Genomic DNA, 24,329 nt, shown 5'->3' on the forward strand with positions numbered 1-24,329 from the left:
ACCTTGCTTATCTCGAGTACAACTCGACGATCAGCGATTCGTTGATATCGGACCCGAATTCGTCGCGATCGGGCACCTTCTTGAACGTGCCTTCGGCCTTGTCGAGATTGACCTCGACCCAGGCCGGCATGCCGACTTGCTGGGCCAGCTGCAGGGCCTCGACCACGCGGTTCTGCTTCTTGGATTTTTCGCGCACGGCGATCATGTCGCCGGCCTTGACCGAGTACGAAGGAATGTTCACGGCGTTGCCGTTCACGGTGATCGCCTTGTGCGAGACCATCTGACGCGCCTCGGCACGGGTCGAACCGAAGCCCATGCGGTACACCACGTTGTCCAGGCGGCATTCCAGCAGGAACAGCAGGTTGGCGCCGGTGTTGCCCTTGCGGCGATCGGCTTCCTCGAAATAACGGCGGAACTGGCGCTCCAGCACGCCGTACATGCGCTTGACCTTCTGCTTTTCACGCAGCTGCAGACCGAAGTCGGAGGTGCGGGCGCCCGAAGTGCGGCCATGCTGGCCGGGCTTGGAGTCGAACTTGGCCTTGTCGCTGATCGAGCGGCGGGCACTCTTCAGGAACAGGTCGGTGCCTTCGCGGCGGGAGAGTTTGGCCTTGGGGCCGAGATTGCGTGCCACTTGAACTTCCTTCTATGTCAACTTCCGCAGTTGTCTGCGGGAGCCACCAGCGCAATGCCGGTGGCGGTGGGCTTGTTAAAAATGCGCGTGCCGCTCAGATGCGACGGCGCTTCTGGGGACGGCAGCCGTTGTGCGGCACCGGCGTCACGTCGGAGATCAGGTTGATGCGGATGCCCAGTGCGGCCAGAGCGCGCACCGAAGACTCGCGACCCGGGCCGGGGCCCTTGATCTCGACGTCGAGGTTCTTGATGCCCTGCTCCATGGCCGCGCGGCCAGCCACTTCGGACGCCACCTGGGCGGCGAACGGCGTGGACTTGCGCGAGCCCTTGAAGCCCTGGCCACCAGACGACGCCCAGGACAGGGCGTTGCCCTGGCGATCGGTGATCGTGATGATGGTGTTGTTGAAGGAGGCGTGCACGTGGGCGACACCGTCGGCCACGTTCTTGCGAACCTTCTTGCGCACACGCTGCGCGGCATTATTGGCGGGAGCTTTAGCCATGGTGATCTTTCAATGCCAGTTTATTTCTTCAGTGCTGCGGCGCCCTTGCGCGGACCCTTGCGGGTACGGGCATTGGTGCGCGTGCGCTGGCCGCGCATGGGCAGGCCACGGCGATGACGGAAGCCGCGGTAGCAGCCGATGTCCATCAAACGCTTGATGTTCATCGTGGTCTCACGACGCAGGTCACCTTCGATGGTGATGCCGGCGATCTGGTCGCGGATTTTTTCCAGATCAGAGTCGGTCAGATCCTTGATCTTCTTGGAATATGCAATGCCGCAGGCATCGCAAATCTTGCGAGCGCTCGTGCGACCGATGCCGAAGATGGCGGTCAAGCCAATTTCTGCATGCTTATGCGGCGGAATGTTGATGCCAGCGATACGTGCCATTTTCGTCCTCTATAACTCTTGCAATCAGCCTTGACGCTGCTTGTGGCGGGGATCCGTGCAGATCACACGCACCACACCCTTGCGGCGGATGATTTTGCAGTTGCGGCAAATTTTCTTGACCGAAGCCGAAACTCTCATTTCACTCTCCTAAAACTTCTACAGCCTGGTTCCGGAGGATCCGGAACCTGCAAATTCATTTGGCGCGGAAAACGATCCGCGCACGGGTCAGGTCATAAGGCGTCAACTCGACCGTCACCTTGTCACCCGGCAGGATACGGATGTAATGCATCCGCATCTTGCCGGAGATGTGTCCCAGAACGATGTGGCCGTTTTCCAGCTTCACGCGGAAGGTCGCGTTCGGCAGGTTTTCCACCACCTCACCCTGCATCTGAATGACATCGTCTTTCGCCATCTCTTTCAGGCGCCCAGCGTCGGCTTGAAATTGGCTTTCTTCAGCAACGACTCGTACTGCTGCGACATCATGTAATTCTGTACCTGTGCCATGAAATCCATGGTCACCACCACAATGATCAGAAGCGAGGTGCCGCCGAAATAGAAGGGCACGTTGTACTTCAGGATCAGGAACTCGGGCAGCAGACAGACAAAGGTGATGTAGATCGCACCAGCCAGGGTCAGTCGCAGCAGAATCTTGTCGATGTGGCGCGCCGTCTGCTCACCCGGACGAATGCCCGGAATGAAGGCGCCGCCCTTTTTAAGGTTGTCGGCCGTCTCACGGCTGTTGAACACCAGGGCCGTGTAGAAGAAGCAGAAGAACACGATGGCCGCGGCATACAGCATCACGTAGATGGGCTGACCCGGGGTCAGGCTGCTCGCGATGTCCTTGAGCCACACCATCGAATCGCCACTGCTGAACCAGCTCACCACGGTGGCGGGCAGCAGGATGATGCTTGATGCAAAGATGGGCGGAATCACACCGGCCATGTTCAGCTTGAGCGGCAGGTGCGAAGACTGGCCGCCATAAACCTTGTTGCCGACCTGACGACGCGCATAGTTCACCAGGATCTTGCGCTGACCGCGTTCGACGAACACCACGAACCAGGTCACCAGCACCACCAGGGCGACGATGAACAGAGCGGCGATGATGCTCATGGCGCCGGTGCGCACCAGCTCCAGCAGGCCGCCGATGGCGCCCGGCAGACCCGCGGCAATACCGCCGAAGATCAGGATCGAGATACCGTTGCCCAGGCCTCGCTCGGTGATCTGCTCACCCAGCCACATCAGGAACATGGTGCCGGCGGTCAGCGTCACGACGGCCGTGAAACGGAAGCCGAAACCGGGGGTGATCACCAGGCCTTGCGAGCTCTCCAGCGCCACGGCGATGCCCAGCGACTGGAACAGCGCCAGGCCCAGGGTCGCGTAACGCGTGTACTGCGTGATCTTGCGACGACCGGCTTCGCCTTCCTTCTTGATCTGCTCGAAAGCAGGCAGCACATAGGTCAGCAGCTGCATGATGATCGACGCGGAAATGTAGGGCATGATGCCCAGCGCGAACACCGTGAAGCGCGACAGCGCACCACCCGAGAACATGTTGAACAGGTTCAGGATGCCACCCTGCTGACCATCGAACAAGGCCTTGAGCTGGTCCGGATTGATGCCCGGCACCGGAATGTGCGCACCGATGCGGTACACCACCAGTGCAAGCAGCAAAAAGACCAGCCGACGACGCAGGTCGCCGAATTTGCCGGTTTTTGCAATCTGAGCCGCGTTCGTTGCCACTTCGTTCTACTCTCGGTCTGGTTTCTTCAGGCCACGCTGCCGCCGGCTGCCTCGATGGCAGCCTTGGCGCCCGCAGTGGCGCCGATGCCGTTCAGCTTGACGGCCTTCTTGAGCTCGCCCGACTTGATGACCTTGACCACCTTGGCCAGCTGGCCGATCAGGCCAGCCTGCTTGAGCGTCAGCATGTCGACGGTGTCGGCGCCCAGCAGCTCGAGCGTGTCGAGAGTGATCTCGGCGTTGTACTTGAGCAGCTGCGACTTGAAGCCGCGCTTGGGCAGACGACGATGCATGGGCATCTGGCCGCCTTCGAAGCCGACCTTGTGGTAGCCGCCCGAACGGGACTTCTGACCCTTGTGGCCGCGACCGGCGGTCTTGCCCAGGCCGGAGCCGATGCCGCGACCGACGCGACGCTTGGCGTGTTTGGCGCCCGCTGCGGGCTTGATGCTGTTGAGTTCCATCGTCAGCCTCTCAGAGAACCTTGACCAGGTAGTCGATCTTGTTGATCATGCCGCGCACGGCGGGAGTGTCCTGCAGTTCGCTGACGCTGTTCAGCTTGCGCAGGCCCAGGCCACGCACGGTGGCGCGGTGGGATTCCTTGCAGCCGATCGGGCTGCGAACCAGCTGGACCTTGACGGTTTGTTGCTTAGCCATGTCTGTAACTCCCGTTTAAGCGAAGAGTTCTTCAACGGTCTTGCCGCGCTTGGCTGCCACACCCGCAGGGGTGCTGCAGTTGTTCAGCGCGTCCAGCGTGGCACGGACCATGTTGTAAGGATTGGTCGAGCCGTGGCTCTTGGCCACGATGTCGGTGATGCCCATCACTTCGAAGACGGCGCGCATCGGGCCGCCGGCGATGATGCCGGTACCCTTGGGGGCCGGCGCCATCATGACGTTCGCGGCGCCGTGACGACCCGTCACCTGGTGGTGCAGCGTGCCGTTCTTCAGCGACACCTTGAGCATGTTGCGACGGGCTTCTTCCATGGCCTTCTGCACAGCAGCCGGCACTTCCTTGGATTTGCCCTTGCCCATGCCGACGCGGCCGTCGCCATCACCCACCACGGTCAGTGCGGCGAAACCCAGGATACGGCCACCCTTGACCACCTTGGTCACGCGGTTGACCGCGATCATTTTCTCGCGCAGGCCGTCCTCGGGACCCTCGGCCCCTTTGCCCTGCATCTTTGCTTGAACTTTAGCCATCTTTAATTCCGATCTGCTTAGAACTGCAAGCCAGCTTCACGTGCCGCATCGGCCAGCGCCTTGACGCGGCCGTGGTACGCGAAACCTGCGCGGTCAAACGCCACCTTCTCGACGCCGGCAGCCTTGGCCTTCTCGGCGATGCGCTTGCCGATCAGCTGGGCGGCGGTGGCGTTGCCACCCTTGCCCGAGGCGCCGATCGACTTGCGCACTTCGGCTTCCGCGGTGGAGGCACTGGCCAGCACCGTGGCGCCGTCGCCGGAAATGACGCTGGCGTAGATGTGCAAATTGGTGCGGTTCACGGTCAGACGCGCCACGCCTTGCGTTGCAATGCGGATGCGGGTCTGACGGGCCCGGCGAAGACGCTGCTCTTTCTTGGTCATCATGGTGCAGCTCCTTATTTCTTCTTGGTCTCTTTGATCGTGACCTTCTCATCCGCATAGCGGATGCCCTTGCCCTTGTAAGGCTCGGGAGGACGGACGGCGCGGATCTCGGCGGCGATCTGGCCGACGCGTTGACGATCTGCACCCTTGATCACGATTTCCGTGGGGGCGGGGGTGGCCACCGTGATGCCGGCAGGCATCTCGATGTTCACCGGGTGGGAGTAACCCACAGCCAGGTTCAGCTTGGCGCCCTGGGCCTGGGCCTTGTAACCCACGCCGATCAGCGTCAGCTTCTTCTCGAAGCCCTTGCTCACGCCGTTGACCATGTTGTTCACCAGCTGACGCATGGTGCCGCTCATGGCATTGGCTTCACGGGTTTCGTTCGCGGGGGCGAAGCTCAGCTTGCCACCCTCGTTGCTCACCTTGACCAGGGCCGACTGGGTCAGCGACAGCGTGCCACCGGCACCCTTGACGTTGATCTGATCAGCCTTGATCGACACATCCACCCCGGTCGGGATGGCTACAGGCATTTTTCCTACGCGCGACATTTCAGTTTCTCCTCAATGCCTTAGGCCACGTAGCAAAGCACTTCGCCGCCGACACCGGTGGCGCGAGCCTTACGATCGGTCATGACACCCTTGGGGGTGGTCACGATGGCCACGCCCAGACCGTTCTGGACCTGGGGGATGGCGTCACGGCCCTTGTACACGCGCAGGCCGGGACGGCTCACGCGCTCGATGCGCTCGATCACCGGGCGACCGGCGTAGTACTTCAGGGCAATTTCCAGTTCAGACTTGCCACCTTCGGACTTCACCTGGAAGCCGTCGATGTAGCCCTCGTCCTTCAGCACCTGGGCGATAGCGATCTTCACTTTGGAAGAAGGCACCGACACCGAGGTCTTGGCCACCATCTGCGCGTTACGGATACGCGTCAGCAGGTCGGCGATGGGATCACTCATGCTCATCTTTAATCTCCTGCTTACCAGCTGGCCTTGGTGACACCAGGGATGTCACCGGCAAAAGCCATTTCACGGATCTTGGCGCGGGCCAGACCGAACTGGCGGAAGGTGCCACGCGGACGGCCGGTGATGGCACAACGGTTGCGCTGGCGCGTCGGGTTCGCGTTACGCGGGAGCTTCTGCAGGCCCAGACGGGCTGCCGCACGCTCTTCGTCGCTGCGCTTCATGTCGCTGGCGATGGCCTTGAGTTCCGCGTGTTTCTTCGCGTACTTGGCGACCAGTTTGTCTCGCTTGAGCTCGCGCTCGATCAAAGCTACTTTAGCCACAGGTCACCTCAGTTCTTGAAGGGGAATTTGAAACCGGCGAGCAGTGCCTTGCACTCTTCATCGGTCTGGGCCGTCGTGGTGATGCTGATGTTCAGACCACGCAGGGCGTCCACCTTGTCGTATTCGATTTCGGGGAAGATGATTTGCTCTTTCACGCCGATGTTGTAGTTGCCACGGCCATCAAAGGCGCGGCCCGAGATACCACGGAAGTCGCGCACACGGGGCAGGGCCACGGTGACGAAACGGTCCAGGAACTCGTACATCTGCACGCCGCGCAGAGTCACCATGCAGCCAATGGCCTGCTGCTCGCGGATCTTGAAACCGGCGATAGCCTTCTTGGCCTTGGTCACCACCGGCTTCTGGCCGGCGATCTTGGTCAGGTCGCCCACGGCGTTGTCCATGACCTTCTTGTCGGCGACGGCTTCGCTCACACCCATGTTCAGGGTGATCTTGGTCAGACGCGGCACTTGCATGGGCGACTTGTAGCCGAACTTGGCGGTCAACTCAGGGACCACCTTCTCGCGATAGTGTTGTTGCAGACGCGCCATGTTTATGCCACCTTGATTTCTTCGCCGCTGGACTTGTAAACGCGAACGCGCTTGCCGTCGGCCAGCAGCTTGATGCCGACGCGGTCGGCCTTGCCGGTGGCCGCATTGAAAATGGCCACGTTGGACTGGTGGATCGGCATGGTTTTTTCCACGATGCCGCCGGTCGTGCCCTTCATGGGGTTGGGCTTGGCGTGCTTCTTCACCGTGTTCACGCCCTCGACCACCACATGGGTCTCATCCTTGCGCAGCGCGACCTTGCCGCGCTTGCCCTTGTCACGTCCGGCGAGGACGATGACTTCGTCGCCTTTGCGAATCTTGTTCATGGCCTGTCCTTAGAGAACTTCAGGAGCCAGGGACACGATCTTCATGAACTTCTCGGTGCGCAGTTCGCGCGTGACCGGGCCGAAGATGCGGGTGCCGATGGGCTCCAGCTTGTTGTTGAGCAGCACGGCGGCATTGCCGTCGAACTTGACCAGGGAGCCATCGCCACGGCGGATGCCCTTGGCGGTGCGAACCACCACAGCGCTGTAGACCTCGCCTTTTTTGACGCGGCCACGCGGAGCGGCTTCCTTGATGCTCACCTTGATGACATCGCCGACACTGGCGTAGCGACGCTTGGAACCGCCGAGCACCTTGATGCACAAAACGGACTTCGCGCCGGTGTTGTCGGCGACTTCTAACCGAGATTCAGTCTGGATCATTTCAATATTCCCAACTTGCACCAGTAAGCACAAGGCAAACCGGTCAGTCTTGGGCCCGTCGTCCCCGGCATGAACCACTCACGCCGCTTCCGCTGGGCAGAAACTTCAGCTTTTTCAAGCGAAGCCCGCAATTGTGCCAAAGAATTGGCAGAGCGTCAAGCGTCTTGTTCGGACGGCCAGCTTAAATAGTCCCGGGCCAGGCCCAGAAAGTCGGCCAGGGCCGGGTCCCGCCCGGTTTCCTCGGCCAGGATGGCCGCCACCCGTGGCGCCAGCGATGCCGCCAAAGCCGCGTCAAGGAAGAGCAGACGTGAACGCCGAGCAAGAACATCCTCGACAGTTAGCGCATACTCATATCTGGCTGCGAAACGCACCATGGCCTCGTCCAGGCCAGGCGCCAGCAACAGTCCGGCCCCCGGCAGGGACTGGAGCAGAGCCTGCTCGCTGCCATATGTATGAAGGCCAGCAGCGGCGGCCACCGCCGGTCTCGAAGCATCAAGCGTCGACTCCGCCCCCACCAGCTTGAGCCGGTCGCTCACCCCAGCCGGTTTTTCGGGCAGCAGCCCGGCCCGGAAACAGCGCGCCAGCACATCCTCGGCCATGGCACGGTAGGTGGTCCATTTGCCGCCGGTCACCGTGACCAGGCCCGTGGCGCTGACCAGCACCGTGTGCTCGCGGCTCAGGCGACCGGTGTCGGCGTCATCGTCACCGGCCGGCCGGACCAGCGGGCGCAGGCCGACCCAGATGCTCTTCACATCCGCGCGGGTCGGGGGCCGTGCCAGGTAGCGCGCGGCCTCGCCCAGGATGAAGTCGAGTTCGGCGCGCAGGGGGCGCGGCTCGCGCGGCAGGTCGCTGCGCGGCGTGTCCGTGGTGCCCAGCACCAGCTTGCCCAGCCAGGGCACGGCGAACAGCACCCGGCCGTCGGCCGTGCGCGGCACCAGCAGGGCGTGCTCGCCGGGCAGGAAATCCCGGTCCACCACCACGTGCACACCCTGGCTGGGCGCCACCACCGGGCCGACGCTGCGGCCCTGGGCAGCGCCGTCGAGCTGGCGCAGCGCATCGACCCAGACCCCCGTGGCGTTGACGACACAACGCGCGCGCACTGTGTAAGCCTGTTTGCTGAGACGGTCTTCGCAGCGCAGGCCCGTCACGCGCCCGCCCTGGTGCTGCAGCTGCGTCACCGCGCAGTAGTTCAACAGCAGGGCACCCTCACGAGCGGCCGTGCGTGCCAGCGCCAGCGCCAGGCGCGCATCGTCGAACTGGCCGTCCCAGTACGACACGCCGCCGCACAGGCCGGCGGGCTGCAGGTTGGGCAGGGCGGCCAGGGTCTGCGCACGCCCCAGGAAACTCGTCGCGCCCAGGCCGGCACGGCCCGCCAGCAGGTCATACAGCTTGAGGCCCACGCCATAAAAGGGCGTCTGCCACCAGGCATAGGAGGGCATGATGAAAGACAGCCTGGAAGCCAGGTGCGGCGCATTGCGCAGCACGGTGCTGCGCTCGTGCAGCGCCTCGCGCACCAGGGAAAGATTGCCCTGCGCCAGATAGCGCACGCCCCCGTGCAAGAGCTTGGTTGAGCGCGAGGAAGTTCCGCTGGCGAAATCGTGCGACTCCAGCAGCACGACCGACAGGCCGCGCGCCGCCGCGTCCAGCGCCACGCCCAGGCCGGTGGCGCCGCCTCCGACCACGGCCAGGTCCCAAGCGCGAGGTTCGGCCAGACGGGCGAAAAGCTGTGCGCGATTCATAAATCAAACTAACTGACAGACAAATTCTTGGGAAGGGACGGCCGAGCGCATGCAAGTTTCACACCGCCATCGGCCGCCCCGGATTTCCCGGCTTTACCGCACCCGGCCCGCCTTCCAGGCGTTCAGCAGGGTTTCGTAGGCGATGGTCTCGCCCTTGGGCTTCTCATTGGCCAGCTTCTTCCACGGCGCACCCTTGTCGGAGAGCCACTTGTTCGGGTCCTCCTTCTTGTTGAGCTTGGGCGCGCAGCGGGCCATGCCGGCACGCTCAAGACGGGCCATCACCTGGTCCATCTCTTCGGCCAAGTTGTCCATCGCGGCCTGCGGCGTTTTCTCGCCCGTCACGGCCACGGCCACGTTCTTCCACCAGAGCTGGGCGAGCTTGGGGTAGTCGGGGACGTTGGTGCCGGTCGGCGTCCAGGCCACGCGGGCAGGGCTGCGGTAGAACTCGACCAGGCCACCGAGCTTGGGCGCGAGGTCGGTCATGGCCCTGCTCTGGATGTCCGATTCGCGGATCGGCGTCAGGCCCACGATCGTCTTCTTGAGCGAGGTGGTCTTGGCCGTCACGAACTGGGCATACAGCCAGGCCGCGGCCGTCTTGTTGGCATCGTGCGCCTCGAAGAAGGTCCACGAGCCCACGTCCTGGTAGCCGTTCTGCATGCCCTTCTTCCAGTACGGGCCGTTGGGGCCGGGGGCCATGCGCCACTTGGGCGTGCCGTCGGCATTGACCACCGGCAGGCCGGGCTTGGTCATGTCGGCGGTGAAGGCCGTGTACCAGAAGATCTGCTGCGCGATCTGACCCTGGGCGGGCACCGGGCCAGCTTCGCCAAAGGTCATGCCGGTGGCCTCTTTCGGTGCGTACTTCTTCATCCAGTCGACGTACTTGGTCAGCGCGTAGACGGCGGCCGGTGAGTTGGTGGCACCGCCGCGCGAGACGCTTGCACCCAGCGGGTTGCAACCGTCGGCCGAGGCACGGATGCCCCATTCGTCGACCGGGCGGCCGTTGGGGATGCCGATGTCGGCGGTGCCGGCCATGGACAGCCAAGCGTCGGTGAAGCGCCAGCCCAGCGACGGGTCCTTCTTGCCGTAGTCCATGTGGCCGTAGATGGGCTTGCCGTCGATGGTCTTCACGTCGTTGGAGAAGAACTCGGCGATGTCTTCGTAGGCGCTCCAGTTCAGCGGCACGCCCAGGTCATAACCGAACTTGGCCTTGAACTTGTCCTTCAGGTCCTGGCGTGCGAACAGGTCGGCGCGGAACCAGTACAGGTTGGCGAACTGCTGGTCGGGCAGCTGGTAGAGCTTCTTGTCGGGCGCGGTGGTGAAGCTGGTGCCGATGAAGTCCTTGATGTCCAGCCCCGGGTTGGTCCACTCCTTGCCCTTGCCGGCCATGTAGTCGGTCAGATTCATGATCTTGCCGTAGCGGTAATGCGTACCGATCAGGTCCGAATCCGAAATCCACCCGTCGTAGATCGACTTGCCAGACTGCATCGATGTCTGCAGCTTCTCGACCACGTCGCCTTCCTGGATCAGGTCGTGCTTGACCCTGATGCCCGTGATCTCCTCGAAGGCCTTGGCCAGGGTCTTGGATTCGTATTCGTGCGTGGTGATCGTCTCCGACACCACCGCGATCTCCTTCACTCCCTTGGCCTGCAGTTTTTTGGCCGCCTCGATGAACCATTTCATCTCGGCCATCTGCTGGTCCTTGTTCAGCGTGGACGGCTGGAACTCGCTGTCTATCCACTTCTTCGCTTCAGGCTCGCCGGCCCAGGCCGCCTGGCCCGTCACCAGCGCCGCCGCCGCGAACGCTATCAAACCGTATTTGACTTTCATCGGGATCTCCTCAATATCGGCTCCCCTGAACGAGGAACCCGGCCTGGGGAGCTTGCGGCCGTATTCCCTTGCGTCTTAGAGCTGACGCGGTCTTGCCGGTGGGACACGTGGGGGTGCCCTCACCCTTTCCTCATGATCAGCGCCAGCACCAGCATGGAGGCGCCGAAAGAAGTCCAAACCGAAGGTTCCTGCTCCAGTTCCAGCCAGAGCATCAGCTTCTCGCTCACGCCGACAAAGGCGAGGTTGAGATAGGCCGCGCACAGAAGGCCGATGAAGAGACGGTCACCGCGCGTCGTGCGCAGCGGCAGCCAGCCCTTGCGTTCCACGGTGGGGGATTTGATCTCCCACACCGTCATCACCACCAGCGTCAGCGCCACGGCGGCGAAGAAGCCCGCCACGGGCGCCGTCCAGGCCATCCAGTCAAACATGGTGCCCCCCTGTAGCGCCTGCGGCGCTGCTCCCCCTGGGGGGGACGCACCCTGCGGCCCGGCGGAGCCGGTTCCGCGGGTGCCCTGGTTTTTCCACTCCGGGTGAATGCTGGCTTGGGTTCATGGTCTTGTTCCTCTTCGGGTCAGACCCGCCCCATGGCGAAGCCCTTGGCGATGTAGTTGCGCACGAACCAGATCACGATGGCGCCGGGCACGATGGTCAGCGTGCCGGCCGCGGCCAGCACGGCCCAGTCCATGCCGGCCGCGGACACAGTGCGTGTCATGGTGGCCACGATGGGCTTGGCATCGACGCTGGTCAGGGTGCGCGCCATCAGCAGCTCTACCCAGCTGAACATGAAGCAGAAGAAGGCCGCCACACCGACGCCGGACTTGATCAGCGGCATGAAGATGGTCAGGAAAAAGCGCGGGAAAGAGTAGCCGTCGATGTAGGCGGTCTCGTCGATCTCGCGAGGAATGCCGCTCATGAAGCCTTCGAGGATCCAGACCGCCAGCGGCACGTTGAACACCAGATGCGCCAGCGCCACGGCGATGTGCGTGTCCATCAGGCCCAAGGTCGTGTAGAGCTGGAAGAAGGGCAGCAGGAACACCGCGGGCGGCGTCATGCGGTTGGTGAGCAGCCAGAAGAACACGTGCTTGTCGCCGAGGAATCGGTAGCGCGAAAAGGCATAGGCGGCCGGCAGCGCCACAGCGATGGAGATGATCGTGTTCAGCGCCACATAGATCATCGAGTTCACGTAGCCCATGTACCAGGCCGGATCGGTGAAGATGACCTTGTAGTTGTCCCAGGTGAACGGCTGAGGCCACAGCGCGAAGGTCGAGAGGATCTCCTCGTTGGTGCGGAAGGACATGTTGACCATCCAGTAGATCGGCAGGATGGCGAACAGCAGATAGGCCAGCAGGAACAGCACCCTCAGGCGCGGCAAGCGCAGGAACGGCTTAGTCATGGCTGGCCTCCTTGTCCGACGTGCCCACGCGCTGCATCCAGTTGTAGAGCACGAAGCACAGCAGCAGGATGATGAGGAAATAGATCAGCGAGAACGCCGCGGCCGGCCCCAGGTCGAACTGGCCCACGGCCTTCTGCGTCAGGTACTGGCTCAGGAAGGTCGTCGCATTGCCCGGCCCGCCGCCGGTGAGCACAAAGGGTTCGGTGTAGATCATGAAACTGTCCATGAAACGCAGCAGCACGGCGATCATGAGCACACCGCGCAGCTTGGGCAGCTGGATGTAGCGGAACACCGCCAGGCGGCTGGCGCCGTCGATGCGCGCCGCCTGGTAGTAGGCATCGGGGATGCTGCGCAGGCCGGCGTAGCAGAGCAGCGCCACCAGCGGCGTCCAGTGCCAGATGTCCATCACCAGCACCGTGACCCAGGCGTCGCGCGCGCTGCCTGTATAGCTGTAGTCGATGCCCAGCCGGGCCAGCGCGGCACCGAGCAGGCCGATGTCGGTGCGGCCGTAGATCTGCCAGATCGTGCCCACCACGTTCCACGGGATCAGCAGCGAAATCGCCACCAGCACCAGCACGACCGAGGCGCGCCGCCCCTGCGCCGGCATGGACAGGGCCAGGGCGATGCCCAGCGGAATCTCGATCAGCAGCACCGAGCAGGAATAGACCATCTGCCGCCACAGCGCGGCGTGCAGCTCCTCGTCGCGCATCACGGCCTTGAACCATTCCGTGCCGACAAAGACACGGCGCTCGGGGCTGATGATGTCCTGCACCGAGTAGTTCACCACCGTCATCAGCGGCAGGATGGCCGAGAAGGCCACGCAGACCACCACGGGCAGGATCAGCCACCAGGCTTTCTGATTGACGGGTTTCATGCGCCCGACTCCTTGCCTCGCGACCCCAGCAACTGGCCGTCGCGGTAATAACAACTGCGTGGACCCACCAGCCTGAGCCCCACGCGGGCCCCGGCCACGGGCAGCGCCTCGTTCAGCCCCAGGCGCGCGCGCACCAGTGTGTCGCCGAGGCGTGCCGTCAGCAGGCCATAGGTGCCCACATCCTGGCAGCTCAGCACCTGCGCGCCCAGCACACCGGGCGCGCCTTCCGGCGCCAGCGTCACGTATTCCGGCCGCACGCCCAGCGTGAATTCGCCCGCCGTGGCCAGCAGCTGCGCATCGACACCACCCTCCATCGCCACCGGCCAGCCCGCCACCTCCAACGCGCCGCCGCGCCAGGCCGCGGGCAGGAAGTTCATGCCCGGCGAGCCGATGAAGTGCCCGACGAAGGTGTGCTCGGGCCGCTCGAACAGCGCGTCGGCCGTGCCGACCTGTACCACCCGGCCCTCGGTCATCACCACCACCTGGTCGGCGAAGGTCAGCGCCTCCACCTGGTCGTGCGTGACATAGATCAGCGTGAGCTTGAGTTCGTGGTGGATCTGCTTGAGCTTGCGGCGCAGCTTCCACTTCAGGTGCGGGTCGATCACGGTCAGCGGCTCGTCGAAGAGCACGGCGGACACGTCTTCACGCACCAGGCCGCGGCCGAGCGAGATCTTCTGCTTGGCATCGGCCGCCAGCCCCGCCGCCCGCTGGTCCAGCTGGCCGCTGAGTTCGAGCATCTCGGCGATCGCGCCCACGCGCTGGCGGATGCGCTCGGGCGCGACCTTGCGGTTGCGCAGCGGGAAGGCCAGATTCTCCCCGACGGTCATGGTGTCGTAGATCACGGGGAACTGGAACACCTGGGCGATGTTGCGTTCCTGCGGCGTGCGTGGCGTCACGTCCTGCCCGCCGAACCTCACCTGACCGTGCGAGGGTCGCACCAGCCCCGAGATGATGTTGAGCATGGTGGTCTTGCCGCAGCCCGAGGGGCCCAGCAAGGCATAGGCGCCGCCGTCCTCGAAGGCCATGCGCAGGGGACGCAGGGCGTAGTCAGCGTCCTCCTTCGGGTCCGGCTTGTAGGCGTGCGCGAGGTCGAGCTCGATGCGTGCCATCTCAACGCCCTCCCGCGCGGCCAGCGCGCCGCGGCGCCAGCAGCAGCGCTCCCGACGCGTCAAAGACATAAACCTGCGCCGGGTCCAGGCCCAGGTCCAGGTGCGCGCCCAGTTCGAAGCGGTGCACGCCGGTGAATTGCGCCACGAGCTCGCCCACCGGCGTGGCCACGTGCACAAAGGTGTCGGAGCCCGAGATCTCGGCCAGCTCCACGCTGCCGTGCAGCACCAGGCCGCCGGCCTGGGGGGCGAGATGCAGATCGCTGGAACGTACGCCCAGGGTCAGTTGGCCCCTTGCGCCCGGCGGCAATGCCAGCGGCAGGGGCGCGGGCGCCATCTGGCCTGCGCGCGGTTGCAGCACCACACCCTGCGCACCGGCTTCGGCCGCCAGCAGGTTCATGGGCGGGTCGCTGAAGGCGCGTGCCACGCGCAGGTTGCGCGGCGCGTGGAAGACCTCGGCCGTCGGCCCGTACTGCAGCAGCTCGCCGGCGTCGAGCACGGCCGTGTAACCGCCCAGCAGCAAGGCCTCGCCGGGCTCGGTGGTGGCATAGACCACGGTGGCGTCGGAAGCCGCGAAGAGCTGGGCCAGTTCCTCGCGCAACTCCTCGCGCAGCTTGTAGTCCAGATTCACCAGCGGTTCGTCCAGCAGCATCAGAGGCGCGGCCTTGGCCATGGCGCGGGCCAGCGCCACGCGCTGCTGCTGGCCGCCGGACAGCTCGGCCGGCAGGCGCTTCAGATAAGGCCCGATGTGCAGCCTGGCCGCCAGTTCGCGCACGCGCGCCTCGATACCGGCCTCGCGCCGCAGCTTGAGCGGCGAGGCAATGTTGTCGTAGACCGTCATCGACGGGTAGTTGATGAACTGCTGGTAGACCATGGCCACATTGCGTTCGCGCACCGGCACGCCGGTGACGTCGCGCCCGTCCACGCGCACCGCGCCCTGGGTCGGCCGGTCCAGGCCCGCCATCAGGCGCATCAGGCTGGTCTTGCCGGCCTGGGTAGCGCCCAGCAGCACGGTCACGGCACCGGGCTGCAGGTCCAGGTCCAGGGGGTAGAGGTGGGTGCCCGCCCCGACCACCTGACCCACGCGCTCCAGGCTCAGGCGCATGGCAGCCCCCGGGCGCAGGGCCATGCAGCAAGACGGCTGAGAATCAGGAATAAAGGGCGCATGACGTGGGTTATGTGTTTATTTTTTCGAATTTATTGTTTTTATGTTCGTTTTATTTCGGTATTTTCCCTAATCTAGCGTCGCATTTGTTTGTTTATGGTCTACTCCCATCGGAACAAGAGGCCCGACGTACGATGACCCCGAACCCACGCCAGACCCGCCTGCTCGAAGAAGTGCGCACCCACGGCTCCGCCTCCATCGAGGCCCTGGCCGAACAATTCCAGGTCACCTTGCAGACCGTGCGGCGCGATGTGCAACGCCTGGCCGAGGCCGGCCTGCTGGCCCGCTTCCATGGCGGTGTGCGCCTGCCCAGCTCCACCACCGAGAACATCGCCTACCGCCAGCGCCAGGCCCTGCAGGCCGAAGGCAAGGCGCGCATCGCGCGCGCCATCGCGCAGCGCGTGCCCAACGGCTGCTCGCTGATCATGAACATCGGCACCACCATCGAGGCCGTGGCGCGCGAACTGGTGCGCCACCGGGGCCTGCGTGTCATCACCAACAACCTGCATGTGGCCTCCATCCTGATCGACAACCCGGGCTGCGAGGTCATCATCGCCGGCGGCGTGGTGCGCGCGCTGGACCGCGGCATCGTGGGCGAAGCGACGGTGGACTTCATCAAGCAGTTCAAGGTGGACATCGGCCTGATCGGCATCAGCGGTATCGAGGCCGATGGAACACTACGCGACTACGATTACCGTGAGGTGAAAGTCGCCCGCACCATCATCGACCACTCGCGCGAGGTCTGGCTGGCCGCGGACCACAGCAAGTTCCACCGGCCGGCCATGGTGCAGCTGGCACCGCTGGGGGACATCGACCGCCTCTTCACCGACGCCGAGCCGCCCGAGCTCTTCACGCCCCTCATGGCCCAGGCCGGTGTGGAATGCGTGATCGCCAACTGAACAGGCCCCAAAGGAGATACCGCCGTGGATTACCTGCTGGCCCTGGACCAGGGCACTTCCAGCTCGCGCAGCATCGTCTTCCGCCGCGACGGCAGCATCGCGGCCATGGCGCAGCGCGAATTCCGCCAGATCTACCCGCAGCCCGGCTGGGTGGAGCACGACCCGATGGAGATCTGGCAGACCCAGCTGGAGACCGCGCGCGAGGTGCTGCGCCAGGCCGGGCTCGAAGCACGGCAGATCAAGGCCATAGGCATCACCAACCAGCGCGAGACCACCGTGGTGTGGAACCGCCGCACCGGCCGGCCCATCTACAACGCCATCGTCTGGCAGGACCGGCGCGCCGAGCCCAGCTGCGCCGAGCTGCGCGCGCGCGGCTTGGAAGATACGATCCGCGCCAAGACCGGCTTGCGCATCGACGCCTATTTCTCCGGCACCAAGCTCCAGTGGATTCTGGACCACGTGCCCGAGGCGCGCCAGCACGCCGAACGCGGCGAGCTGGCCTTCGGCACCGTGGACGCCTGGCTGATCTGGCAGCTCACCGAAGGCCAGGTGCATGTGACGGACGTCAGCAACGCCTCGCGCACCATGCTCTTCAACGTGCACGAGAACCGCTGGGACGCCGAACTCCTGGCCGTGCTGAACATCCCGCCCCAGCTCATGCCCGAGGTGCATCCCTCCAGCGCGGATTTCGGCCGCACCGCGCCCGCGCTGCTGGGCGCGTCCATTCCCATCGGCGGCGTGGCCGGTGACCAGCAGAGCGCCCTGTTCGGCCAGGCCTGCTTCGCCGCCGGCCAGGCCAAGAACACCTACGGCACGGGCTGCTTCATGCTCATGCACACGGGTCAGCGCTTTCACACCAGCCTCAACGGGCTGATCACCACAAGTTCGGCACAACCACGTGCCACACCCGAGTTCGCGCTCGAAGGCAGCGTCTTCATCGGCGGCGCCGTGGTGCAGTGGCTGCGCGACGGCCTGCACGCCATCCACAGCAGCGGCGAGGTGCAGAGCCTGGCGCAGAGCGTGCCCGACGCCGGCGGCGTGATGTTTGTGCCGGCCTTCACCGGCCTGGGCGCGCCCTACTGGCAGCCCGATGCGCGTGGTGCCATCGTCGGCCTCACACGCGGCACCACCCTCGCCCACATCGCGCGCGCCGCGCTCGAGAGCATCGCCTTCCAGAGCGCGGCCCTGCTGCAGGCCATGAGCCGCGACGCGGTGGAGAACGGCGGCGTGCCCGTCAGCGAGCTGCGCGTGGACGGCGGCGCCTGCGTCAACGACTTCCTCATGCAGTTCCAGGCCGACCTGCTCGGCATCCCGGTGCTGCGGCCGGCCGTGGTTGAAACCACGGCCCTGGGCGCCGCCTACCTGGCCGGCCTGAGCAGCGGCCTGTACGACAACCTGGAAGAACTCTCGCGCCAGTGGCGCGTGGACCGCACCTTCGTGCCCACGCTGCCGCGCGCGCGCGCTGCGGAGCTGATGGAGCGCTGGGAGCACGCGGTACGCCAGACCGTCGCCCTCTGAACCCCGCGGGTAGCCGCAGCACAAGCTGCGACAATGCCCCAGGAATATTCCCTTGCGCACCCGGCGGCCGAGCGGCCACCCTGAAGACCCATGAACGAACGCATTGCAATCATCGGCGGCGGCAATATGGCCAGCGCCATCATCGGCGGCCTGATCAAGAAGGGCCTGCCGGTCGCCCGCATCGAGGTGGTGGACACCAACCCCGAAGCACAGCAGCGGCTCAAGGACAACTTCGGCCTGGTGGCCCATGCCGAACCCGGCCCTTTCCTGAAGAACTTCCCCATCGTGATCTGGGCCGTCAAGCCGCAGACCTTCAAGGACGCCGCACTACCCGCCGCACCCCATGTGCGCGACGCCCTGCACATGAGCGTGGCCGCCGGCATCCCCAGCGGCAGCATCGCGCGATGGCTGGGCTGCGAGCGCATCGTGCGCAGCATGCCCAACACACCGGCGCTGATCGGCCGGGGCATCACCGGCCTGTACGCGCGCGCCGGCGTGGGTGTGCAAGACCGTGAGCACATCGAACACATTGCCTCGGTCATGGGCGAGTTCGTCTGGGTCGAGCGCGAAGAACTGCTCGACGCCGTGACCGCGCTCTCGGGCTCGGGCCCGGCCTATGTGTTTTATTTCCTCGAAGCCATGGCCGCTGCCGGGGTGGAGATGGGCCTGAGCCATGAGCAGGCTTATCACCTGGCCGTGGACACCTTCCGCGGCGCGGGCGAACTGGCCAAGTTCTCCGACGAGCCGCCCGAGGTGCTGCGCCAGCGCGTCACGTCCAAGGGCGGCACCACTTACGCGGCCATCACCCTGATGGAGAGCCAGAAGCTCAAGGCGCTTTTCGGCCAGGCCCTGCATGCGGCCGAACGACGCTCACGCGAGTTAGGCGCCGAGTACGGCAAAGACTGAGTCTTATTTCAACGCGTAGCCGGCCACGATGCCGGCGAACAACGTGAAGCCGAACCAGTGGTTGACGCGGAAGGCCTTGAAACAGCCCTCGCGCGTGCGGGCACGGATCAGGCGGTAATGCCAGACCACCTGGGCCACGGCCGCCACCAGCGCGAGGAACCAGGGCCAGGGCGCCATGCGCTCCACCAGCAGCACGGTCCACAGCAGCAGCTGAACCACGTAAAAGCTGGTCACAGCCATCACATCCCAGCGCCCCAGCGTGATGGCGGAGGTCTTCATGCCGATGCGCAGATCGTCGTCGCGGTCCACCATGGCGTACGCGGTGTCGTAGGCCAGCACCCAGAACAGGTTGCCCACCAGCAGCCCCCAGGCCAGGCCAGGCACCTCGCCGCGCACCGCCGCGAAAGCCATGGGGATGCCGAAGCTGAAGGCGACACCCAGCACCGCCTGCGGCATGGCGAAGAAGCGCTTGGCATAGGGATAGGCCACGGCCACGGCCAGCGCGGCGAAGGACCAGGCCACCGCCACCGGATTGGTCGTCAGCACCAGGCCGAAGGCCAGCAAAGCCAGCACCGCGCCCAGCCACAGCGCCTCGCGTACCGAGACCTTGCCCGCCGTCACCGGCCGCTGCGCGGTGCGCTTCACATGCCTGTCGAAGTCGCGGTCGGCCACGTCGTTGAGGCAGCAGCCCGCGCTGCGCATGAGGATGGTGCCCAGCACGAACACCGTCACCAGATGCCAGCCGGGGAAACCACCGGCCGCCACCCACAACGCGCTCAGGCTGGGCCAAAGCAGCAGCAACCAGCCCGCCGGACGGTCCCAGCGGATCAGGTCGAGATACAAACGGAATTTTTCAGCCACGGCGATGGCTCACTGCGCCATCGCGCTCACTCTTCAAGCAGCGAACGCAGCATCCAGGCCGTCTGCTCATGCACCGTGAGGCGCTGGGTCAGCAGGTCGGCGGTGGGTTCGTCACCGGCCTTGTCGGCCAGCGGAAAAAGGCTGCGCGCCGTGCGCGCCACGGCCTCGTGGCCCGTGACGAGGATGCGCACCATCTCCATGGCCTTGGGCGGCTTGGCCGGCGCGTCGGGCACCGAGGCCAGCTTGCCGAACTGGGCGTAGGAGCCGGGGGCCGGATGGCCCAGGGAGCGGATGCGTTCGGCGATCGGGTCGACCGCGCCCCAGAGCTCGGTGTACTGCGCCATGAACATGGTGTGCAGGGTGTTGAACATGGGGCCCGTCACGTTCCAGTGGAAGTTGTGCGTGGTCAGGTACAGCGTGTAGGTGTCGGCCAGCAGGTGGCTCAGGCCCTTGGCGATGGCGGCGCGGTCTTTCTCGCTGATGCCGATGTTGATGGCGGGGGCGGCGGTCTTGGTCATGGTCTCTCACTCCGGGATAAAAAATTCATTCAGACAGGCGCTTCACGCCGGGCAGCTCGCAGGCATAGACGGCGTTGCGCAGCGAGGCGATGGCTTCATAGCGCGTGAAGCTGCGCCGCCACACCAGCACCACACGGCGCGTGGGCGCCTCGCCGCTGAAGGGCAGGTAGCGCACAAAGCCTTCGTCGGTGCTTGTCGAGACCTTGGCCTTGCCCTTGGGCAGCAGCGCGGACTTGGGCACGCTCAGGCGCGGCACCAGGGTCACGCCCATGCCGGCGGCCACCATGTGCTTGATGGTCTCCAGCGAAGAACCCTCGAAGCTCTTGCGTATGCCCTCGGCATGGCTGGAGAAGCGCGCGAACTCGGGGCAGACTTCCAGCACGTGGTCGCGGAAGCAGTGGCCCGTGCCCAGCAGCAGCATGGTCTCGGCCTTGATCTCGTCGGTGCTGATGCTGTCGTTCGTGGCCAGCGGGTGGGTGTGTGGCACGGCGGCATAAAAGGGCTCGTCGTACAGCGGCGCCACCGCCAGGCCGGTGTCGGGAAAGGGTTCGGCCAGGATGGCGCAGTCGATCTCGCCGGTACGCAGCATCTCCAGCAGCTTGACGGTGAAATTCTCCTGCAGCATCAGCGGCATCTGCGGCGTGTGCTCGATCATCTGGCGCACCAGGTCGGGCAGCAGGTAGGGGCCGATGGTGTAGATCACGCCCAGCTTGAGCGGGCCCGACAGCGGATCCTTGCCGCGCTTGGCGATTTCCTTGATGCTGGCCGCCTGCTCCAGCACGGCCTGCGCCTGGCGCACGATCTCCTCGCCCAGGGGCGTGACCGTCACCTCGTTGGCGCTGCGCTCGAAGAGCTTGACGTCCAGCTCCTCCTCGATCTTCTTCACCGCCACCGACAGCGTGGGCTGCGACACGAAGCAGGCCTCGGCCGCGCGGCCGAAATGCTTCTCACGGGCGACGGCAACGATGTATTTGAGTTCGGTGAGCGTCATGATTGAATTGTGCCATCCAGGCGCGGAAAGCGATAGCACCAGGGGTCCTCTGCATCACTCCCGCGGTGCGCGGCGGGAGTGATGCAGAGACCCCTAGGGAACGGTCACCCGCAACTGCAGCAGGCGCGGCCGCTGCGGGGCTGCGTCGCTGCGGTAGGTGCCGGGCGGCGCGCTGTTGCCGCTGCGCGCCAGCGTGACCCACTGCCCCAGCGGGGCCTGCACCGTGGTGGCCAACTCGCTGCGCTCCTGCGTGGGCAGGTCCCGTCCAGGCTGCTGCTGCACGCTTTGGGTCTGCACTTCGACCTCCACCGCGGCGGGCTTCTGGCCACCGGGCCAGCGCGGCCGCAGTTGCAGGCTCTGCCCGGCCCGCAGCCAGATCAGGCCCTGCTTCACGCCCGCGCCCGTCATCTGCCCCTGCGCCTGCACGGACTGCACCCACTGCAGCGGCGTGGCCTGCGCAAAACTCAGCCGCGCCTGGCTGCCGTTGCGCACCTGCAGTTGCTGCGGTGCCATCAGCGGCGTCTGGGGCCGTGTGCCCACGACATGGCCTGCGCTCCCCTCCTCGATCTCACGCAGCTCGAGCAGCAGGTCGCGCTGGGGTCCTTGCGCGACCGCCGGCCAGGCCAGCCAGAGCGACAGGAGCAGGAATGGCATGCGCATGGCTGAATCTCCTCCAGAAGGAACGGACTTCATTGTGCCAAAGCGCCCTGCCGGCAGGCCCATGCCAGAATTTGCAGCCCTGCCGATCCCTGCTGCTTGACGTACATCAACACCCCATCCGCCCATGAGCCTGCTGTTCACGCCTTTTGATCTGCCCGCGCCGCGCGGCGCCCTGCCCCTCACCAACCGCATCGTCATCGCGCCCATGTGCCAGTACTCGGCAATGAACGGCGAAGCGACCGACTGGCACCTCGCGCACTGGACCAGCCTGCTCAACAGCGGCGCCGGCCTGATGACCATCGAGGCCACCGCGGTCACCGCGGACGGTCGCATCACGCCCGCCTGCCTGGGCCTGTGGGACGAACGCACCGAACAGGCCCTGGCCAGCACCCTGCAGCGCGCGCGCCAGCTGGCGCCGCCCATGCCGGTCTGCATCCAGCTCGCGCACGCCGGCCGCAAGGCCTCCAGCGCCGCGCCCTGGCATGGCGGGCAGCAGCTCGCCCCCGCACAGGGGGGTTGGCAGGCACTGGCGCCCTCGACCCTGGCGCAACTGCCCACAGAGACACCGCCCACGGCGATGACGCTGGCACAGATGCAGCAAGTGCGCGAAGCCTTCGTGGCCGCTGCGCAGCGGGCAGGACGCATCGGCATCGACGCCATCGAACTGCACGGGGCGCACGGCTACCTGCTGCACCAGTTCCTCTCGCCCCTGGCCAACCAGCGCACCGACGACTACGGCGGCAGCCTGGAGAACCGCATGCGTTTCCCGCTGGAAGTGTTTGCCGCCGTGCGCGCCGTGTTCGACGGCCCGCTGGGCGTGCGCGTCTCGGCCACGGACTGGGTCGAGGGCGGCTGGGACCTGCCGCAGACCACCGAGTTCTCGCGCCGCCTCAAAACCCTGGGCTGCAGCTTCATGCACGTCTCCACGGCCGGCGTCTCGCCGCTGCAGAAGATCAGCACAGGCCCGGCTTACCAGGTGCCCTACGCGAGTGCCGTGCGCAAGGCCTGCGGATTGCCGACCACGGCGGTCGGCCTGATCACGGACCCCAGGCAGGCGGAAGACATCCTGCAGGCCGGTGACGCCGACCTGATCGCGATCGCGCGTGCCCTGCTCTACAAACCGCGCTGGCCCTGGGAAGCCGCCGCTGCCCTGAGCGGCCAGGTGCAGGCCAGCGAACAGTATTGGCGCTGCATGCCGCGCGAGGCGCAGGGCATCTTCGGCCAGGTGCGCATCGGCCAGCGCTGAACAGGAAAACTAGGGCCGCTGGCGTATCACCAGGGTCGGCAGGTTCAGCGTCTTGATGCGCAGCGCGGCCTGCTCGGCCTCGGCCTGGCGCGTGAAGGGGCCCACACGCACGCGCATCAGCTTGCCCTTGGGGCTCTCGAAGGATTCCGCCCCTGCCTCCAGGCCCAGCGCCTGCACCTCGGCCAGGGCCTTCTGCGCGTTTGCTTCCTGGGCGTAGGCGCCCACCTGGATCACCCAGACATAACGCAACTGCGGTGCACTGGCGGCAGGACGCGGTGCGGCCGGCGGGGCCACCGCCACAGGGGTCGCAGCCGCCGGGCGCGCGGGCGCAGGCGTCGTAACAGGCTCCGGCCTGGCCGGCGCCGCGCTGCGATCGGAGGCGTTGACCATGGCCGGCTTGCCTTCAGCAGCCGGTCGGGCCGCCGCGGGGGCCGCGGGCAGGCTCGCGGCTTGGGCCACCTGGGGTGTCTCGGGGGCTGCAGTCGCCACGGCGGGCGTTGCAGCTGCGGCCGTGACCGGCGCGCTGGCCGGCGATACAGGCACACTGGCCATCACGGCCGGCGCAGGTGCGGCCGCCAAAGCGCGAACCTGGCCGGACTGGCCGCCAGCCAGCGAGTGCTCTTCACGCGAGGCCAGCTGGGGCAGGCCACTTTCGGCGCCCTGGAACCAGTTCAGCAAGGACAGCACCAGCGCCAACAACACCGCATTGCCCAGGCCCAGCAGCAGCAGGCGGCGGCTGTCCGGCGCCCGGCTGGCCAGCACCGTGGCCGCGTCCTTCACCTCGGGGGCCGTGCGCAGCGCGTCTGAAATCTTCTCGTTGCAATGGGTGTAGAACCAGGCGTTGGCATACATGCCCGGCACGACAAAGGCCATCGTCAGCAGCAGCAGGGACAGCAGCACGGCGCTGGTGTCGGAATAGTTGAGCACCAGCTTGCCCACGCCGAAGACCAGCAGCGCCAGACCCAGCAGGGCCGCCACATAGGCCAGGGCCCAACCCCACATCCTGCGGTAGACCAGCCAGTTGAGGGTGGTCCAGTAGGCGGCCCAGTTCCAGCTGCTGCCGGCCTTGCCCTCGCCGTCGAAGCGGGCGAAATGGCGCAGGTAATAGTCCTGCGCGCGCGGGCCGATGGCGGCGCGGTAAAGGTAGGCGGTGTCGCCGGAAGCAAGCTTGAGGGAGGGGTCCTTGGCCATCGCTGATGTTCCAGGTTTGCCCGGAGTCTAATTCACATTGACCGCTGTGCCACATCCGGCGTGCCGTGGATGCTA

32 protein-coding genes are annotated in these 24,329 nt (G+C 65.6%); 4 read left to right on the forward strand and 28 right to left on the reverse strand.

What is annotated here, in order from left to right; translation table 11 throughout:
* Positions 1 to 7: 7 nt before the first annotated feature.
* The 23 genes from rpsD to ACYVH8_RS07510 all read right to left on the reverse strand — a co-directional run bounded on the left by rpsD (position 8) and on the right by ACYVH8_RS07510 (position 15,404).
* Positions 8 to 631 (reverse strand): 30S ribosomal protein S4, encoded by a 624-nt coding sequence (gene rpsD / locus ACYVH8_RS07400; protein WP_460488207.1) that lies wholly within the window; start codon positions 629 to 631, stop codon positions 8 to 10.
* Between the two features lie 94 nt (positions 632 to 725).
* Entirely contained in the window at positions 726 to 1,130 is a 405-nt protein-coding gene (gene rpsK / locus ACYVH8_RS07405) for a 30S ribosomal protein S11 (RefSeq protein ID WP_057674003.1), read from the reverse strand.
* 20 nt (positions 1,131 to 1,150) lie between these two features.
* Entirely contained in the window at positions 1,151 to 1,516 is a 366-nt protein-coding gene (gene rpsM, locus ACYVH8_RS07410; RefSeq protein WP_057674004.1) for a 30S ribosomal protein S13, read from the reverse strand.
* Positions 1,517 to 1,540: 24 nt separating this feature from the next.
* Positions 1,541 to 1,654, reverse strand: coding sequence for a 50S ribosomal protein L36 (gene rpmJ / locus ACYVH8_RS07415; protein ID WP_011481465.1), 114 nt, complete (start codon positions 1,652 to 1,654; stop codon positions 1,541 to 1,543).
* Between the two features lie 55 nt (positions 1,655 to 1,709).
* Positions 1,710 to 1,928, reverse strand: coding sequence for a translation initiation factor IF-1 (gene infA / locus ACYVH8_RS07420; RefSeq protein WP_006297869.1), 219 nt, complete (start codon positions 1,926 to 1,928; stop codon positions 1,710 to 1,712).
* Between the two features lie 5 nt (positions 1,929 to 1,933).
* Positions 1,934 to 3,253 (reverse strand): preprotein translocase subunit SecY, encoded by a 1,320-nt coding sequence (gene secY / locus ACYVH8_RS07425; RefSeq protein ID WP_460488208.1) that lies wholly within the window; start codon positions 3,251 to 3,253, stop codon positions 1,934 to 1,936.
* A gap of 26 nt (positions 3,254 to 3,279) precedes the next feature.
* The gene (gene rplO / locus ACYVH8_RS07430) at positions 3,280 to 3,711 is read right to left on the reverse strand and encodes a 50S ribosomal protein L15 (protein ID WP_460488209.1); all 432 of its coding nucleotides are present in this window, start codon (positions 3,709 to 3,711) and stop codon (positions 3,280 to 3,282) included.
* 10 nt (positions 3,712 to 3,721) lie between these two features.
* Positions 3,722 to 3,904, reverse strand: a complete 183-nt coding sequence (rpmD, locus tag ACYVH8_RS07435; RefSeq protein WP_322273723.1) for a 50S ribosomal protein L30 — start codon at positions 3,902 to 3,904, stop codon at positions 3,722 to 3,724.
* 15 nt (positions 3,905 to 3,919) lie between these two features.
* Positions 3,920 to 4,447 carry a 30S ribosomal protein S5 gene (gene rpsE / locus ACYVH8_RS07440; protein ID WP_460488210.1) on the reverse strand — a complete coding sequence of 176 codons (528 nt, stop codon included), beginning with the start codon at positions 4,445 to 4,447 and terminating at the stop codon, positions 3,920 to 3,922.
* Between the two features lie 17 nt (positions 4,448 to 4,464).
* On the reverse strand, positions 4,465 to 4,830 hold the full coding sequence (gene rplR, locus ACYVH8_RS07445; RefSeq protein WP_460488211.1) for a 50S ribosomal protein L18: 366 nt from the start codon (positions 4,828 to 4,830) through the stop codon (positions 4,465 to 4,467).
* Positions 4,831 to 4,841: 11 nt separating this feature from the next.
* Positions 4,842 to 5,375 (reverse strand): 50S ribosomal protein L6, encoded by a 534-nt coding sequence (gene rplF / locus ACYVH8_RS07450; RefSeq protein ID WP_460488212.1) that lies wholly within the window; start codon positions 5,373 to 5,375, stop codon positions 4,842 to 4,844.
* A gap of 20 nt (positions 5,376 to 5,395) precedes the next feature.
* Positions 5,396 to 5,791, reverse strand: coding sequence for a 30S ribosomal protein S8 (gene rpsH / locus ACYVH8_RS07455; RefSeq protein WP_057674010.1), 396 nt, complete (start codon positions 5,789 to 5,791; stop codon positions 5,396 to 5,398).
* Between the two features lie 14 nt (positions 5,792 to 5,805).
* Positions 5,806 to 6,111, reverse strand: coding sequence for a 30S ribosomal protein S14 (gene rpsN, locus ACYVH8_RS07460; RefSeq protein ID WP_174253433.1), 306 nt, complete (start codon positions 6,109 to 6,111; stop codon positions 5,806 to 5,808).
* Between the two features lie 8 nt (positions 6,112 to 6,119).
* Entirely contained in the window at positions 6,120 to 6,659 is a 540-nt protein-coding gene (gene rplE / locus ACYVH8_RS07465) for a 50S ribosomal protein L5 (RefSeq protein WP_174253434.1), read from the reverse strand.
* A gap of 2 nt (positions 6,660 to 6,661) precedes the next feature.
* Positions 6,662 to 6,982 carry a 50S ribosomal protein L24 gene (gene rplX / locus ACYVH8_RS07470; protein WP_460488213.1) on the reverse strand — a complete coding sequence of 107 codons (321 nt, stop codon included), beginning with the start codon at positions 6,980 to 6,982 and terminating at the stop codon, positions 6,662 to 6,664.
* A gap of 9 nt (positions 6,983 to 6,991) precedes the next feature.
* Entirely contained in the window at positions 6,992 to 7,360 is a 369-nt protein-coding gene (gene rplN, locus ACYVH8_RS07475) for a 50S ribosomal protein L14 (RefSeq protein ID WP_174253436.1), read from the reverse strand.
* A gap of 155 nt (positions 7,361 to 7,515) precedes the next feature.
* A complete protein-coding gene (locus ACYVH8_RS07480) occupies positions 7,516 to 9,099 on the reverse strand; it encodes a glycerol-3-phosphate dehydrogenase/oxidase (RefSeq protein ID WP_460488214.1) in 1,584 nt (527 codons plus the stop codon).
* 93 nt (positions 9,100 to 9,192) lie between these two features.
* A complete protein-coding gene (locus ACYVH8_RS07485) occupies positions 9,193 to 10,926 on the reverse strand; it encodes an ABC transporter substrate-binding protein (RefSeq protein WP_460488215.1) in 1,734 nt (577 codons plus the stop codon).
* 119 nt (positions 10,927 to 11,045) lie between these two features.
* The gene (locus ACYVH8_RS07490; RefSeq protein ID WP_460488216.1) at positions 11,046 to 11,354 is read right to left on the reverse strand and encodes a DUF2160 domain-containing protein; all 309 of its coding nucleotides are present in this window, start codon (positions 11,352 to 11,354) and stop codon (positions 11,046 to 11,048) included.
* 143 nt (positions 11,355 to 11,497) lie between these two features.
* Positions 11,498 to 12,319 carry a carbohydrate ABC transporter permease gene (locus tag ACYVH8_RS07495; RefSeq protein ID WP_460488217.1) on the reverse strand — a complete coding sequence of 274 codons (822 nt, stop codon included), beginning with the start codon at positions 12,317 to 12,319 and terminating at the stop codon, positions 11,498 to 11,500.
* A complete protein-coding gene (locus ACYVH8_RS07500; protein WP_460488218.1) occupies positions 12,312 to 13,193 on the reverse strand; it encodes a carbohydrate ABC transporter permease in 882 nt (293 codons plus the stop codon). Before ACYVH8_RS07500 ends, ACYVH8_RS07495 begins: the two co-directional genes overlap by 8 nt.
* Entirely contained in the window at positions 13,190 to 14,302 is a 1,113-nt protein-coding gene (locus tag ACYVH8_RS07505; RefSeq protein ID WP_460488219.1) for an ABC transporter ATP-binding protein, read from the reverse strand. Before ACYVH8_RS07505 ends, ACYVH8_RS07500 begins: the two co-directional genes overlap by 4 nt.
* Position 14,303: 1 nt before the next feature.
* Positions 14,304 to 15,404 carry an ABC transporter ATP-binding protein gene (locus tag ACYVH8_RS07510; protein ID WP_460488264.1) on the reverse strand — a complete coding sequence of 367 codons (1,101 nt, stop codon included), beginning with the start codon at positions 15,402 to 15,404 and terminating at the stop codon, positions 14,304 to 14,306.
* 146 nt (positions 15,405 to 15,550) lie between these two features.
* Here ACYVH8_RS07510 and ACYVH8_RS07515 point away from each other — a divergent pair, with 146 nt between their 5' ends.
* The 3 genes from ACYVH8_RS07515 (at position 15,551) to proC (ending at position 18,787) form a co-directional block, all read left to right on the forward strand.
* A complete protein-coding gene (locus ACYVH8_RS07515; RefSeq protein WP_460488220.1) occupies positions 15,551 to 16,363 on the forward strand; it encodes a DeoR/GlpR family DNA-binding transcription regulator in 813 nt (270 codons plus the stop codon).
* A gap of 24 nt (positions 16,364 to 16,387) precedes the next feature.
* Positions 16,388 to 17,881 (forward strand): glycerol kinase GlpK, encoded by a 1,494-nt coding sequence (gene glpK / locus ACYVH8_RS07520; protein ID WP_460488221.1) that lies wholly within the window; start codon positions 16,388 to 16,390, stop codon positions 17,879 to 17,881.
* Between the two features lie 90 nt (positions 17,882 to 17,971).
* Positions 17,972 to 18,787 carry a pyrroline-5-carboxylate reductase gene (gene proC, locus ACYVH8_RS07525; protein WP_460488222.1) on the forward strand — a complete coding sequence of 272 codons (816 nt, stop codon included), beginning with the start codon at positions 17,972 to 17,974 and terminating at the stop codon, positions 18,785 to 18,787.
* Positions 18,788 to 18,790: 3 nt separating this feature from the next.
* Here the strand turns inward: proC and ubiA are convergent, their stop codons facing one another.
* The 4 genes from ubiA to ACYVH8_RS07545 all read right to left on the reverse strand — a co-directional run bounded on the left by ubiA (position 18,791) and on the right by ACYVH8_RS07545 (position 21,817).
* Positions 18,791 to 19,648: a 4-hydroxybenzoate octaprenyltransferase gene (ubiA, locus tag ACYVH8_RS07530; protein WP_460488223.1), complete on the reverse strand. Its 858-nt coding sequence runs from the start codon at positions 19,646 to 19,648 to the stop codon at positions 18,791 to 18,793.
* Between the two features lie 26 nt (positions 19,649 to 19,674).
* Positions 19,675 to 20,166, reverse strand: coding sequence for a Dps family protein (locus ACYVH8_RS07535; RefSeq protein ID WP_460488224.1), 492 nt, complete (start codon positions 20,164 to 20,166; stop codon positions 19,675 to 19,677).
* A 25-nt stretch (positions 20,167 to 20,191) separates the two neighbouring features.
* Positions 20,192 to 21,157 (reverse strand): LysR substrate-binding domain-containing protein, encoded by a 966-nt coding sequence (locus ACYVH8_RS07540; RefSeq protein ID WP_460488225.1) that lies wholly within the window; start codon positions 21,155 to 21,157, stop codon positions 20,192 to 20,194.
* 93 nt (positions 21,158 to 21,250) lie between these two features.
* Positions 21,251 to 21,817, reverse strand: coding sequence for a hypothetical protein (locus ACYVH8_RS07545; protein WP_460488226.1), 567 nt, complete (start codon positions 21,815 to 21,817; stop codon positions 21,251 to 21,253).
* A 124-nt stretch (positions 21,818 to 21,941) separates the two neighbouring features.
* On the opposite strand from ACYVH8_RS07545, the gene ACYVH8_RS07550 reads away from it, so the two are divergent.
* Positions 21,942 to 23,063 carry an NADH:flavin oxidoreductase/NADH oxidase gene (locus tag ACYVH8_RS07550; protein WP_460488227.1) on the forward strand — a complete coding sequence of 374 codons (1,122 nt, stop codon included), beginning with the start codon at positions 21,942 to 21,944 and terminating at the stop codon, positions 23,061 to 23,063.
* A gap of 9 nt (positions 23,064 to 23,072) precedes the next feature.
* On the opposite strand, the gene ACYVH8_RS07555 is transcribed toward ACYVH8_RS07550, so the two are convergent.
* Positions 23,073 to 24,254 (reverse strand): SPOR domain-containing protein, encoded by a 1,182-nt coding sequence (locus tag ACYVH8_RS07555; RefSeq protein WP_460488228.1) that lies wholly within the window; start codon positions 24,252 to 24,254, stop codon positions 23,073 to 23,075.
* Positions 24,255 to 24,329 lie beyond the last annotated feature (75 nt).

The sequence above is a fragment of the Curvibacter fontanus genome (genome assembly GCF_054780335.1).

Bases quoted from the DNA above. Each gene is read 5' to 3' on its own strand.
- ACYVH8_RS07480 (WP_460488214.1), bottom strand. From the start codon at position 9,099: ATGAATCGCGCACAGCTTTTCGCCCGTCTGGCCGAACCTCGCGCTTGG.
- rpsH (WP_057674010.1), bottom strand. From the start codon at position 5,791: ATGAGCATGAGTGATCCCATCGCCGACCTGCTGACGCGTATCCGTAAC.
- rplE (WP_174253434.1), bottom strand. From the start codon at position 6,659: ATGGCGCGTCTGCAACAACACTATCGCGAGAAGGTGGTCCCTGAGTTG.
- ACYVH8_RS07490 (WP_460488216.1), bottom strand. From the start codon at position 11,354: ATGTTTGACTGGATGGCCTGGACGGCGCCCGTGGCGGGCTTCTTCGCC.
- rplR (WP_460488211.1), bottom strand. From the start codon at position 4,830: ATGATGACCAAGAAAGAGCAGCGTCTTCGCCGGGCCCGTCAGACCCGC.
- rpsE (WP_460488210.1), bottom strand. From the start codon at position 4,447: ATGGCTAAAGTTCAAGCAAAGATGCAGGGCAAAGGGGCCGAGGGTCCC.
- ACYVH8_RS07535 (WP_460488224.1), bottom strand. From the start codon at position 20,166: ATGACCAAGACCGCCGCCCCCGCCATCAACATCGGCATCAGCGAGAAA.
- ACYVH8_RS07485 (WP_460488215.1), bottom strand. From the start codon at position 10,926: ATGAAAGTCAAATACGGTTTGATAGCGTTCGCGGCGGCGGCGCTGGTG.
- ACYVH8_RS07510 (WP_460488264.1), bottom strand. From the start codon at position 15,404: ATGCGCCTGAGCCTGGAGCGCGTGGGTCAGGTGGTCGGGGCGGGCACC.
- rplN (WP_174253436.1), bottom strand. From the start codon at position 7,360: ATGATCCAGACTGAATCTCGGTTAGAAGTCGCCGACAACACCGGCGCG.
- proC (WP_460488222.1), top strand. From the start codon at position 17,972: ATGAACGAACGCATTGCAATCATCGGCGGCGGCAATATGGCCAGCGCC.
- ACYVH8_RS07505 (WP_460488219.1), bottom strand. From the start codon at position 14,302: ATGGCACGCATCGAGCTCGACCTCGCGCACGCCTACAAGCCGGACCCG.
- ACYVH8_RS07495 (WP_460488217.1), bottom strand. From the start codon at position 12,319: ATGACTAAGCCGTTCCTGCGCTTGCCGCGCCTGAGGGTGCTGTTCCTG.
- rpmD (WP_322273723.1), bottom strand. From the start codon at position 3,904: ATGGCTAAGCAACAAACCGTCAAGGTCCAGCTGGTTCGCAGCCCGATC.
- rpmJ (WP_011481465.1), bottom strand. From the start codon at position 1,654: ATGAGAGTTTCGGCTTCGGTCAAGAAAATTTGCCGCAACTGCAAAATC.
- ACYVH8_RS07500 (WP_460488218.1), bottom strand. From the start codon at position 13,193: ATGAAACCCGTCAATCAGAAAGCCTGGTGGCTGATCCTGCCCGTGGTG.
- rplF (WP_460488212.1), bottom strand. From the start codon at position 5,375: ATGTCGCGCGTAGGAAAAATGCCTGTAGCCATCCCGACCGGGGTGGAT.
- rplX (WP_460488213.1), bottom strand. From the start codon at position 6,982: ATGAACAAGATTCGCAAAGGCGACGAAGTCATCGTCCTCGCCGGACGT.
- rplO (WP_460488209.1), bottom strand. From the start codon at position 3,711: ATGGAACTCAACAGCATCAAGCCCGCAGCGGGCGCCAAACACGCCAAG.
- ACYVH8_RS07550 (WP_460488227.1), top strand. From the start codon at position 21,942: ATGAGCCTGCTGTTCACGCCTTTTGATCTGCCCGCGCCGCGCGGCGCC.
- ACYVH8_RS07540 (WP_460488225.1), bottom strand. From the start codon at position 21,157: ATGACGCTCACCGAACTCAAATACATCGTTGCCGTCGCCCGTGAGAAG.
- infA (WP_006297869.1), bottom strand. From the start codon at position 1,928: ATGGCGAAAGACGATGTCATTCAGATGCAGGGTGAGGTGGTGGAAAAC.
- ACYVH8_RS07545 (WP_460488226.1), bottom strand. From the start codon at position 21,817: ATGCGCATGCCATTCCTGCTCCTGTCGCTCTGGCTGGCCTGGCCGGCG.
- rpsK (WP_057674003.1), bottom strand. From the start codon at position 1,130: ATGGCTAAAGCTCCCGCCAATAATGCCGCGCAGCGTGTGCGCAAGAAG.
- ACYVH8_RS07555 (WP_460488228.1), bottom strand. From the start codon at position 24,254: ATGGCCAAGGACCCCTCCCTCAAGCTTGCTTCCGGCGACACCGCCTAC.
- rpsM (WP_057674004.1), bottom strand. From the start codon at position 1,516: ATGGCACGTATCGCTGGCATCAACATTCCGCCGCATAAGCATGCAGAA.